The sequence below is a fragment of the Providencia sp. SP181 genome (genome assembly GCF_050446505.1).
GTDB classification, from domain to species: domain Bacteria; phylum Pseudomonadota; class Gammaproteobacteria; order Enterobacterales; family Enterobacteriaceae; genus Providencia; species Providencia vermicola.
The window spans coordinates 49,356-61,604 of record NZ_JBBPXM010000009.1 but is presented as its reverse complement, the minus strand read 5'-3'; the positions used below and the strand labels follow the sequence as shown (position 1 = coordinate 61,604).

Here is a 12,249-nt window from a genome sequence, read left to right as displayed (position 1 = left end):
GAGCTTTTATATATAAAAATGGCTCAACATTACTGACTACTTTGGAGCAGCTTTGTAATTTTCTGGAATTAAATTGAAATGTTTTTCCACAGATCCTTGTATAGTATAAAAATCTGCCTCATTTTTTTTCTCATTAAAGTTATAGACTCGATATATCCAATATTGCAGCCCTTGTGCCTTAGAAAATTTCACCTCATTTCTTGATATAAAAAAAGGTGAATGCTTTGACTGCCTTGTAGTCTTGACTTCAATATATTTTTCAATGCCTTGCTCATCAAAAGATAGGATATCATAACCATCAGAATCTGAATTTTCTGCGGTATGGGTTACTCTTTCTGCTAAATGAGTTAATCCTAGCTCAGTCAATTTTTGAATTTCATATTGAAGAACTAGTTTCTCTCCCATCAATCCTAGACTCCTATTTTTTTCATCACGTTCTGCCCAATTAATTTTAACTTTCCTGTTATTTTTACCCCGCCCATTTGTTTTATTTGAGGCCTCCGGTGGATTAGTTTTATTGAGTGCTATTTCTGAAATATCAATAACCTCTTGTTCTGTAGTAATACCAGGAACCCATTCATATAAGCTAACCAACTTATCACTAGCTGAGCTTTGGTACTCTAATACATCGAAGATCACTTCAATAGGAACATTTTTTCTATCAACTGTATTGTTATGTTTGACATACTGTAGTTGGCCAACATATATAAATGGCTGTGATTTGCTTTTTATCTTTTCATGCACTCTTGCAAAAAGAACAACAGGATCACAATTAATGATTTTCTTTATATGTGGAGTTTCTTCTGTATTCTTATTTTGAGATTCCCACTGAAACATTTTGCCATTCAGAATGAATTTATCATTATATTTATGTGCGAGCTCTTTATGGTCCTTTTCTAGAGTAACAAACAGTACAACACAATTATTAAATCTAGTTGGTCCAGGGATATCCCGTGCGTGATTAGGAACCCAGACTCCCGCTTTTTCAAATGCTTTTAACTTAGTATACTCTTCACCAACAACAAAACTTGAATAATCAAAAAACTCATATTCACGTTTTGTTTTGTTTTTTCCAACGATTTCAAAGCGTAAATTTTTCAATATCCGAAAACAACTACTACCTTCCCCTCCAACAAAGTGTTCAGGAAGAAATTCGACTCCATAATAATCTGATAGAGCTCTGCCAAGTATTGCTTTAGGAGGATACTTCTTAGAACCAATAATCACATCAAAACCAGTTGAATCTTTAAATGCACTCATATATTCATCTGATTCATCTAACTTTAAAGCGGCTTGTCTAATATGTTGAGAAGAAAGAGGTTTTGCTATCTCCCAAAGTTTTTTGATTCGTTTAGTTTTATCAGAAATAGCAATTTGTGTTCCTAATTTCGTTATTAGCTTATCCAACTTAATTCCTTATTCTCAGCATCAGCATGAAAACAAGTTTAATCCCTAATCAATATATCTCAACCTCATATTTAGGATATTAATTAATAACCATTGATAACTAAATTTATAGCATCCATTTCAGCTATAGGAACTTAGCTATTTCCCTGCAACTAGTTTTTAGGGCCTGTAAGTCTTTTACCGCCAGCAATATGACAGCGAACAGCCCTCCATGTGCACGCCTAGTGCACATGGTTGAAGTTTAGTAAAAATACCCTTTCATAATCAATCAATTAAAAAATTACGGACTCGGGTTCAACTCCCGCCAGCGTGATAGGACAACAGGTTTAAAAACAGGAAGTTAGCAAAATTAGTTGGACTACGCACTGACACAAATAGGACTACAAATGATACGCAAATCGTACGCGGATTATTAAGTTCACTAAAAGCCCGCTTCGGTGGGCTTTTTTATTTACTGCTGCAGCGCTGTATCATTTTCATCAATAATAGTTTCCTGCGCTGCCCTTTCCGCTTCTTCAGCAATACGTTTAGCTTCTTCTTGCGCTAATCGCTCTGCTTCTAGCTTAGCGAGTCTCTCAGCTTCAGCTTACTTTTGATTGTAGATAGAGTTTGATGGCATGTTTACACGAACATCAACCCAGTGGCCGCGGGGAGTATCACAAGGCTCTCCTGGTGTTAATTCTACCTTTTCCCCGCCCACTTCCTTCAAGAATTCAGGGTAAAGCTTGAATCGCTCATATTGAATGTTGTTCTGGGGTAAATCATGCTTACGATAAGTCGTGTATAGAACAATGTCTCCGTCTTCATCAGGTTCAACAATACGGCCATCGAATGAATGTGGCTTGCCCTTTTCAAGTACATCATAAAGCGCATACACAAGTGGTAGCTGATTAATACCGCATGGAATCGTGATACCACCGTTAATACCGCCCCAACTCGCATCAAAGTGTAGGCCAAGAACGCCAAGTAACTGGTAAATACTGTGTGCAGTTTTTGAGTGTTATACCATCAGCTTCTTCATTTGGGGATATTCGTGGTTACTCATACGGTGGAGCTAATACCTCACGATGACCATTGTAGCCTTGTTCACTGACTATGCCTTGTAATTCTAACTGCTCTACAATCATTGCGGCTCTGTTGTAACCGATTCGGAACTGCCGCTGGATCCCTGAAATAGAAACGCGCTGTTTTTCTACAACATACTCAGTTGCTTGATCAAATAATGGGTCAAGCTCTTCGTTTAGCATACTTGTATTCTGGACATCGTTATAAAGATGAAGATAACTCGCGCTTCCCCATCGTTTGCAATAATCGACTGTATTCCTAATATCTAAGTCACTCACATAAGCACCTTGAATTCTTGTAGGCTCAGATAAACTCGGTGATGCGAATAGCATATCCCCCAAACCAAATAGTGATTCTGCACCATACTGGTCAAGGATTAAATTAGAGTCAGCCCTAGACGACACAGAAAGAGCAATACGCGTAGGAATATTGGTTCGAAGCTGTGAACCGACACTGGTGGATAAAGGGCTGCGAGTCGTCAGAATGAGATGAATACCAACCGCGTGACCTTGCTGGCTCAATAGAACCAACATTTCCCCTATTTGTTTATACTCGCCAATGAGTTGGACGTAATCATCGACACAAATAACAATTTCAGGCTCATAGCCTAAATAAGGATGCTCACTATCATTCTCATTAGGGCGCCAGAAGGGATCAGGTATAGGCCTACCTAACTCTTTCGCACTTGATATGACCTTATTGTATCCACTCAAATTACGTTGATTTAATGCTCCAAATAATTTTTGTCTACGCCTTGATTCATTAACCAAAAACGTTAATGGCTTTATTGATTCAACGGAATCAGAAGCGGATGGAAATAATAAGTGGGGTATATCGTTATATAAACTGAGTTCAAGCTGGCTTGTATCAAACATCACAAAGCGAACTTTATCCGGCGAGTTTCTGTATAAAATGCTCATTACCAAGGAATGCATTAACATTGACTTGCCTGAGCGCGTCACGCCCGCAATAAGCAAATGCGGCATTTGAGCCAGATCACAACCAACTGGCTCTCCTATAATGTTTTCTCCTAACATGACTGAAAGGGAAGACAACCCATTGCTTCCGCACCATTGATTAAAGCATTCAACAAAAGGCACCGCTCTACGATAGGTGTTGGTCACCCACAATCCGATATAAGGTGTACCAGCAATAAAATCAATAACTTTTATATCAATGACACTAAGGGAACGACACAATTCTGGCACTACCGCTGTCACTTGAGAGGCTTTTATACCTCTGCCCAGTTCGATTTTAAAGAATGTAAATGTTGCACCTTCATCATAACCGACAACCTCTCCTTTTATTTGGTATTGCAAAAAACTAGATTCAATAGCACGGGCCATAACTTCTAATTCTTTAGGTGACCAGCAAAGTTCTGCTACATGAAGAAAAGGTTGCGACATCAAATCACACCAACTGATATTTCTTAAAGTTTTCGGCTTGTTCCAGAACGCTTTTATACACCTCGTCATTTGCCACTGGAGGGAAACCATAGCGGTGTAATAATAAAATAAGATCTACCTTCAGCTTCGCTTTAATATCCTCTCGGTTGCTCCAGTCAGGGTACTGTGTGCTGTCATCGACAATTAGCTTCATATCCTTAGCAAGCGCCAGCATTTTGTCATCATCGTAGGTGAAATCGTATTTCTGGCACATATGCTGCAAAATATCGAGGAAGGCTTTTTCTTCCATATCGATACCGATATCCTTAAACGACATCATTTCAGTTTTGATGTTGTAAATCATATCCGCCATTTGCGCAGTGAAATCGTCGAATTCTTCGCCATTGAGCACATCATTCTCTTTGCGTTGATTATATTGTTCGACTAAGGCTTGAAAACGCTTGGAGAAGTTGATCCCTTGGAGTTGGTTGACCTTTTGGAAATCACTAATGGCTTTTTGGAGCATCTTTTGCAGCAGTTGCATTTTGGTATTCGGCAGCTTGATCTTATTGATGCGCGCCATATATTCATCATCAAAAATATCGATGGTTTCCGCTTTGTCATCGCCTAATGTGAAAATCTCTTCCACGCCTTCCGCTTTAAGCGCTTCGGCTATCATCTCGCGTACTTTTTGGTTCATCTGCGCCGTGTCGGGTGCATCGCCTTTGGTTAATTTGTAGACGATAGAACGTACTGCGAGGTAAAAATGAATGTGCTCACGTTCATCTTGGGTGATATCTTCGCTGCCCACACACACATCATAAGCGGCTTTCAATCGCTTCACTAAGCCCATAAAGCGCAGTTCAACTTTCTTGGTTTGCAGAATAAATTCAGCCGCCCGATTGAGGCAATCTAGTTGTAGCGTTGGCGAACCTGAAAAGTAATCACGGCTATCAAATTTATGGAATACTTGTGAAAGCAAATTGAGGTGATTACGTACCTCAACAATGGATTGCTGAACATCTTCAAAATTAGACTTATCGGCTTTTGAATACATGGCGAGCGCCATATTCATGCGGCTCTTAATACCAATGTAGTCAACAACTACCCCTTTTTCTTTCCCTTCAAAACGGCGATTCACGCGGGAAATGGTTTGAATAAGATTATGCTTTTGCAATGGCTTATCGATATAGATGGTATCCAACTCTGGCACGTCAAAACCCGTTAGCCACATATCCACCACGATGGCTATCTTGAAGTTAGATTTCGGGTTCTTAAATTGCTTATCTAACTCCCTGCGGTAATCTTTCGTTCCCAGCAAATTGTACATCGCCTCATGGTCATCTTTCCCGCGGGTCATCACCATATTGACCATCGGCAAATGCATCAATTCACTTTTCTCTTGCTCGGTGAGTTCCACACCATCAATTGCCAGCTTCGCTTCAAACCACTCAGGCCGTTGTAATTTCAGGCTCTGATAAAAGGCATAGGCAATTTCACGGCTGGCGCAAACCACCATCGCTTTGCCTTTAATGGTTGAACCTTCTTCCACCCGCTTTTCATAATGCTGCGCAAAATCTTTCGCTAGGGCATCGATACGGTCAGGATCACCTAAAATGGAGTTCATGTTAGCCGTGGCTTTCTTACTTTCTTCTATCTGATACTCACTGGTGCCTTGGGCTTCACACTCTTGATAGTAGCGTTCGATTTCTTCTAATTTGCTGTTATCAAGCGCGATTTTAGCCGCACGCCCTTCGTACACAATGCGCACTGTGATTTCATCATTCACCGATTCGGTCATGGTGTAGCTATCGATTGTTTCACCGAATACATCTAAGGTGGCGTCGATAGGCGTCCCCGTAAAGCCTACATAGGTGGCATTCGGCAGTGAATCATGCAGGTATTTGGCAAAGCCATAGGTCTTTTTAACCGTACCGTCTTCTTGGCTGATACTGATTTTTTGGTCTAGGTTGATTTGACTGCGGTGAGCTTCATCTGAGATACAGATAATATTACTGCGCTCAGAAAGTAGTTGAATATCTTCGGTAAATTTATGAATAGTGGTGAGGAATACCCCACCACTAGCACGCCCTGCTAGCTTGTCGCGCAAGTCTTGGCGACTGGTGACTGGCACAATAATTTCATCGCCAATAAAAGCTTTTGCATTGCAAAACTGTTTTGCGAGTTGTTCATCAAGATCGGTACGGTCAGTGATTAAAATAATGGTCGGGCTGGCAAAATCAACGCTTTTCATCAATAGACGCGCTAAAAACTGCATGGTGTAGCTTTTACCGCAACCTGTTGCGCCAAAGTAGGTGCCCCCTTTACCACTACCACCAATATTTTCACCATCCGTGTTAATCTGTTTACGCTCTTTCTCGATGTTGTAATACAGCTTACGAGCCGCGTAATACTGGGGATAACGGCAGCACACTTTCACTTCATGCTTACTAGTATCTGGGAAGAAAATATAGTTTTTCAGTACATCCAGTAAACGAATGGGGTGAAATAACCCTTCGAGCATTGTGTACAGGCCATTGATACCCTGTTTTTCCGTTGACTCATTGCCGTTGATTTTACGCCATGCATAATAGAATTCATAAGGGGCAAATAGGTTACCCATTTTGTTATTCACGCCATCGCTGAGAATACACAGGGCGTTATAAACAAACAGCTTGGGAATATCGCGACGATAACGCACGCAAAGCTGTGTCCATGCATCAAATAGCGTTGCCTCTTCCCCACGCACCGCCGATTTAAATTCAAACACTACCAGCGGTAACCCATTGACGTATAAAATGGCATCAGGGATGCGCAGTTGTACGCCACCGTCCCGCGCTTGCCCTTCTATTTCTAACTGGTTAACTAGCCGATAGCGATTATTATCTGCTATGGATAGCATGTCTTCCCCTGCAAATAACCTCGCCAACTGATTTGGCAGTGTTTGGGTATCGATAAGTTCGATATACAGGTCTTTTTGCTTACGATCTTCGCGCTTGAGTAAAAAGCCGTTACTGAGCCAATGGCAGAAGGTTTTGTTGCTTTGGTAGAGGTCACTGGCAGGGAGAGATTGCAACTGCTGTACAATCGTGGTGATCTCACCGTCGGTGATACCATCTGCTTGATACTGTTTGGCGAGATACTGACGCAAATCATCCACTATCAATACTTCACTGTTGTCTTTGCGCGGGATAGTAATGCCGAGATAATGCGGATAGCAGGTTTGCCCAGCATTGTTTGCATGTTGTCCTAGCAGTTCAATAATTGCCTGTTCCAGTTTAGCTTCAGTGAAGATATGGCTCATATCAGTGGCTTCTATTTATTTATTAGTTTTTATCGGGTTGTTTTAATTAAGATAGTTTAATTGATTAGATAACAAAAACCGCCTCACAATAAGAAAAATGTGAAGCGGTCGAATAAATTAGATGAGTATTTCTTCTGGAATGTCTATTTTTATATCACTCAAAGACAGCTCGCCAGAGATCAGTTTGGGGAGGAGCGTGTCGCGGAGTTTTTCTAACCCCTCCCTCTCTTTCGCATTTAACGTTACTTTATTAAGATAACTTTTAATTGTAACTGTATATTTCTCAATCACTTGAGAATCAGGTATAACCATTGAGATACTCTTAAACGTTTTCTTACTGATTTCAGCAAAGGTTGTACCACCAGCGATCCCTTTAATTTCATCCATCGAAGAATTCAACCAATAAAGGACATACTCCTGTGAAAGCCTTTTTGTTGTAGTAATTGCAATATATCCCTGATTAATCGCAACTGGAATTTTTGCCATAGCAAGGTAGCCAATAGGTGCTCGTGAAGACATTAATACTGTATTGATGGGAAGTAATCCAGATGTGATTTTTTTTAGTCCAAGTTCAGTGATTTTTCGCTCTGTATCGAGCATTATTTTCTCTTGGCTACCGGAAAGGTCTTTTGGAGATGTCCAGTGAATATTCCCATCCTCCCAAAAATCTGGATTTGCAGTGCTTGGGGTAGAACCACCTTTTACAGTAAGTTCATCATCTACTGTTGATATTTCCCACCCCTCCGGCACCCAACCGCCAAGCCCTAACGCAGGCCCTGTGCATTCTTCAAACGCATCAGGAAATAACTGACGAATATCCTCTGATAACGGTTTGAAATTATCACTTTCACGCGCTGCTTTACGTATTTCAACCCGACGCAGTAATTCATCAGAGAAGGCTAAATCCTGCTCAAAAAAACCCGCATCTAGTGCATTATCAACCACAGGATCAAAATCTACAAACCATGATTTAAATAGGGTTTGAGCCATTTGCTCTAGGGTTTGGTTTATTTTGCGATTTAATTCCAGTTTTGAATCCAAACAGTCCAAATATTTGACAATAAAATCTTGATAACATTTTGCAGGCGCTTTAATCGTAATTTTCCCAAAATCACTTTTATTAAGTATCGGAGTAGCACTTCCGCCAGCTATATCTTTTAAATATTGTTTTTTTGTTGACAATACATAATAAATATATTTTGGATTAAAGTTTACTTCATCGATAACTATAGTGTTTATTTGCTGATTGGTAACAGACTCCTTTTGTAATAATATAGTTTTACCCATATCTGAACCGATACAAGATACAGCGACACTCATTGCAGGAACAATATTTCGTTTTACCGCAGCAATACCATCTAAAGTAAGATATCGCTCCGTTTGTTCAATCAACCGCCTACCATCCATATCTTTGGGAGTTACGAATGGAATACCATTATTCACTGAGTATGAATTTTTAACTCTAGCAGGTGGAGTATTACCTGTTATTATCGTCCCTACCTCACTGATACTATACGTAATCCACTCACTCCCCATAACCCAACGCCTCCATATTTTTACGGATCGCTTTATCTAATTCAGCCGCTTCATCCATCTGGCGATAAAGGGTTTGGGTCAATTCCTGCATCTTGGTTTCAAACGCCACACCGTCATCTTCGACCTCAGCAGCGCCCACATAACGCCCCGGCGTTAATACAAAATCATTGGCCTTGATATCTTCAAGGGAGGCTACTTTGCAAAAGCCCGCCCTATCTTGATACTGCTCAACACTGATTTCTTTGGCGGTAATACGGCGTTTCAATTCGCTTTCGCTACTGCGCCATGCGTGGAAAGTATCGGCGATAGTGGCAATGTCATCCGCCGTTAACTCTTTTTGGGTACGGCTGATCATCGTGCCAAGATTGCGGGCGTCGATAAACAAGGTTTCTCCTTGACGATTCCGATAGCCATATTTGGCGCTAGCGTGTTTACTTTTACTGATAAACCACAGGCAAACTGGGATTTGCGTAGTAAAAAATAGCTGACCGGGCAAAGCTATCATGCACTCAATACGGTCATCTTCGATGAGTTTTTGGCGAATTTCCCCTTCCCCGCTGGTATTCGAGCTCATCGAACCATTGGCTAATACAAACCCCGCAACCCCGTCTTCGCTGAGTTTAGACAACATATGCAAAATCCACGCATAGTTAGCGTTGCCTGTCGGTGGAGTACGGAAACCAGCAAAACGCGGGTCGTTGGTTAACTCCGCTTCATTACGCCAATCTTTTAAGTTAAATGGCGGATTCGCCATAATGAAGTCGGCTTTTAGATCAGGGTGTTGGTCGGCAAAAAAAGTATCCGCTGGGCGTTCGCCTAAGTTGCCCGTAAGCCCTCTCACCGCCAAGTTCATTTTCGCCAATTTATAGGTGGTGCTGGTCAGTTCCTGCCCATAAATCGCAATATCTTTGCTTTTCCCTTGGTGGCTTTCCACAAACTTTAGTGACTGCACAAACATACCGCCCGAGCCGCAGCACGGGTCATACACTTTGCCTTGGTAAGGTTCGAGCATTTCAGCCAGCAATGTCACGACCGATTTTGGGGTATAGAACTCCCCCCCGCCCTTACCTTCGCTGGCGGCAAAGCGCCCTAAAAAGTACTCGTAAACACGACCAACCAGATCTTCTTCCCCTACTCCACATTCGGTCGCAAGGGTATTGATATTTTCAATGCTGTCGATAAGTGATGCGAGCCTTTTCGGCTCAAGCCCTTGGCGAGAAAAATAGTTATCGGGTAATGCGCCCGTCAAGGATGCGTTGCTTTTTTCGATGGTGGATAGTGCAGTATCAATAATCACCGCGATATCATCTTGTTTCGCACGCTCTTGCACATAAGACCAACGGGACTGTTGTGGCAAAAAGAAAACGTTATCTTGTTGATAGAAAACATCCATATCAACAAAGGCTTCCTGACCATTCTTGATTAATTGGCTACGTTTGGCTTCGAATTTGTCACTGATAAATTTCAGAAACACCAAACTAAGCACCACGTGCTTATACTCGGAGGATTCAACGCTACCACGCAGTTGATTAGCGGTATCCCAAAGGGTTTCTTCAAAGCCTTTGGTTGGTTTTTTCGCGGGTGATTTAGCCATGTCGATAGATTCTCTTTTCTTATCAGTTATTATCGGAAAGCGCGGGTAGGGCTGAGTTAGTGTTGATTATTTTTACGCTAACTGCCGATAATATATACAAAATAGATTTGGAAAAGATTATCTCATAAAATCAGGTAGGTTTGGGCAGCTAAAGCTAAAATAATAGTCCTCTTTTCTATTCATAGAACAGTAAAAATAATAAAATTGATTATAAAAACACCAAGAGATCTATGTGTATGACGATTGTACATGATTGAGGCTGCTTAGAAATATTATCGCTTTTATCAGCTCCCCTGCTATCTATGGCTGGGGAGCTGATTGCTTTGTGTATCAGTACCACATGCAAAACATAACGACTCGAGAGGCGCTATTGTAGAAATAGTTTGATAAAACGTTTTTTAATTACAACAATAACATTGCCTAGAATATTTATTTTTTTAGTATTCTCTTGCTTGCACTTCTTGTCTTAAAGACCCTTATTAGCCCTATAATCAGAAAAACACGCATATTTTATTGTCGCTAAATATATAAGGAAGCCTCTCCATCTGGCCTAGTTTTAAATCGTCTATGAGCCCATAAATACTGTTCAGGTGCTTTTATTATTTCCTTTTCTAATATGGAATTAATAATAGTGGCGTCTTGTAAAGCATCATTAGTCGGATAATTAATAATTTCTTTTCCTAGTACTAAATCATAATTAATACCATTACTATTACGTAACAATGTCACCGTCAGTGTTGGTGATTGAGACAGTTGAGCAAGCGTTGATGTGCCTTTTGAGGTAGACGTATTTTTAACTGAAAAAAATGGGGCAAATACAGTCCCTTTTCTGCCAAAATCTTGGTCTGGTGCAAACCAGATGGCTTTACCGCTCTTCAATTCTTGTACCATGAATCGTAAGTTTTTTCGGTTTATCATCCCTTTTCCTGATCGGCATCGTCCTTTTGTTTGAATATACTCCATCGCTTTATTGTTATGTGGCCTATACATCGCATTAACAGGAAAACAAAGCCCCATTATCCTACCGCCCAGCTCTAAAGACATAAAGTGAACACCAACTATGATGACCCCTTTATTTTTGCTGATAACATCTTGATAGTTAGACATTCCTTTGACTTGAAATAATTTTTTTATTTTATTATCACTCCAAAACCACGCAATCCCTGTTTCAAATAATGCAATACCTAACGACCTTAAGTTTTCAGTAACGAGGTCATCTATCTCTTTGGTACTTTTATTTGGGAAACATAACTCTAAATTTCTTTTTATAATTGAAACTCTTCTTCTAATAAAATACTTCGAGTTTTCGCCCAAAAAAGCACCAAGCTTAACTTGCCATTTATAAGGAAATTTAACCAATAAAAATAAAAATACAATTCCTAACCATGTCATAGCATATTTAGGATGGAGCAACTTTATAGAAAATAAATTTTTGGTGTACATGATATTTATCAACACTTCATCTTTGCGGTATGCAATCTACGTTAGACAGTTGAATTTTTTTAAAATTCAACATCTATGATTAATTATTTATCAACGCCACGGTTTCAGCAAAAAGCTCTCACTGGGCTCATGTCCATACGATCGCCTATATAAATCAACCCTATCAATAAACGCATACTCTGAAATATGTTACCGCTTTGCATCTAAGTTCACTAAAAGTGATATTGTTATACCTCATATTGAAACAGCTATGATTGGTATGATGGACACCCACGATTCAAGGAATTGGTGTTGGTCATCGCCGAGCACTTGAAGATTTTGTCAGGGCTGTCGACTCAGTCAAGTTAAAACCAGTAATCGATAAATTATTCCGCTTTGACCAACTGCCAGAGGTACTGGCACTACTCAATCAAGGGGCATTTGGAAAAATCGTTATCGAAGTAAGCTGATATCTGACCCAAAATAAAATCTAGCAATAAATGACAAAACCCACTTTTGTGGGTTTTGTCATTTTA

7 protein-coding genes and 1 pseudogene are annotated in these 12,249 nt (G+C 40.3%); 1 reads left to right on the top strand and 7 read right to left on the bottom strand.

All coding sequences use genetic code 11. The annotated features are described in order from the left end of the window. Positions 1 to 36: 36 nt before the first annotated feature. The 7 genes from AABS66_RS15585 to lpxL all read right to left on the bottom strand — a co-directional run bounded on the left by AABS66_RS15585 (position 37) and on the right by lpxL (position 11,734). Complete coding sequence (locus tag AABS66_RS15585; RefSeq protein ID WP_430225144.1) at positions 37 to 1,407, bottom strand: DUF3427 domain-containing protein; 1,371 nt, start codon at positions 1,405 to 1,407, stop codon at positions 37 to 39. Between the two features lie 586 nt (positions 1,408 to 1,993). Beyond that, on the bottom strand, positions 1,994 to 2,284 hold the full coding sequence (locus AABS66_RS15580) for a hypothetical protein (RefSeq protein ID WP_349415799.1): 291 nt from the start codon (positions 2,282 to 2,284) through the stop codon (positions 1,994 to 1,996). Between the two features lie 160 nt (positions 2,285 to 2,444). After that, positions 2,445 to 3,878 (bottom strand): DNA translocase FtsK, encoded by a 1,434-nt coding sequence (locus tag AABS66_RS15575; protein WP_430225143.1) that lies wholly within the window; start codon positions 3,876 to 3,878, stop codon positions 2,445 to 2,447. Positions 3,879 to 3,882: 4 nt separating this feature from the next. Beyond that, positions 3,883 to 7,161, bottom strand: a complete 3,279-nt coding sequence (locus AABS66_RS15570) for a type I restriction endonuclease subunit R (protein WP_430225142.1) — start codon at positions 7,159 to 7,161, stop codon at positions 3,883 to 3,885. A 117-nt stretch (positions 7,162 to 7,278) separates the two neighbouring features. After that, positions 7,279 to 8,697, bottom strand: a complete 1,419-nt coding sequence (locus tag AABS66_RS15565; protein WP_430225141.1) for a restriction endonuclease subunit S — start codon at positions 8,695 to 8,697, stop codon at positions 7,279 to 7,281. After that, entirely contained in the window at positions 8,687 to 10,291 is a 1,605-nt protein-coding gene (locus tag AABS66_RS15560; RefSeq protein ID WP_430225140.1) for an N-6 DNA methylase, read from the bottom strand. The genes AABS66_RS15565 and AABS66_RS15560 overlap by 11 nt, the downstream gene beginning before the upstream one ends. Before the next feature lie 519 nt (positions 10,292 to 10,810). Then, positions 10,811 to 11,734, bottom strand: a complete 924-nt coding sequence (gene lpxL, locus AABS66_RS15555; protein WP_206082594.1) for an LpxL/LpxP family Kdo(2)-lipid IV(A) lauroyl/palmitoleoyl acyltransferase — start codon at positions 11,732 to 11,734, stop codon at positions 10,811 to 10,813. 266 nt (positions 11,735 to 12,000) lie between these two features. On the opposite strand from lpxL, the pseudogene AABS66_RS15550 reads away from it, so the two are divergent. After that, positions 12,001 to 12,183 (top strand): annotated as a pseudogene (locus AABS66_RS15550) (zinc-binding dehydrogenase); the annotation flags it as partial. Positions 12,184 to 12,249 lie beyond the last annotated feature (66 nt).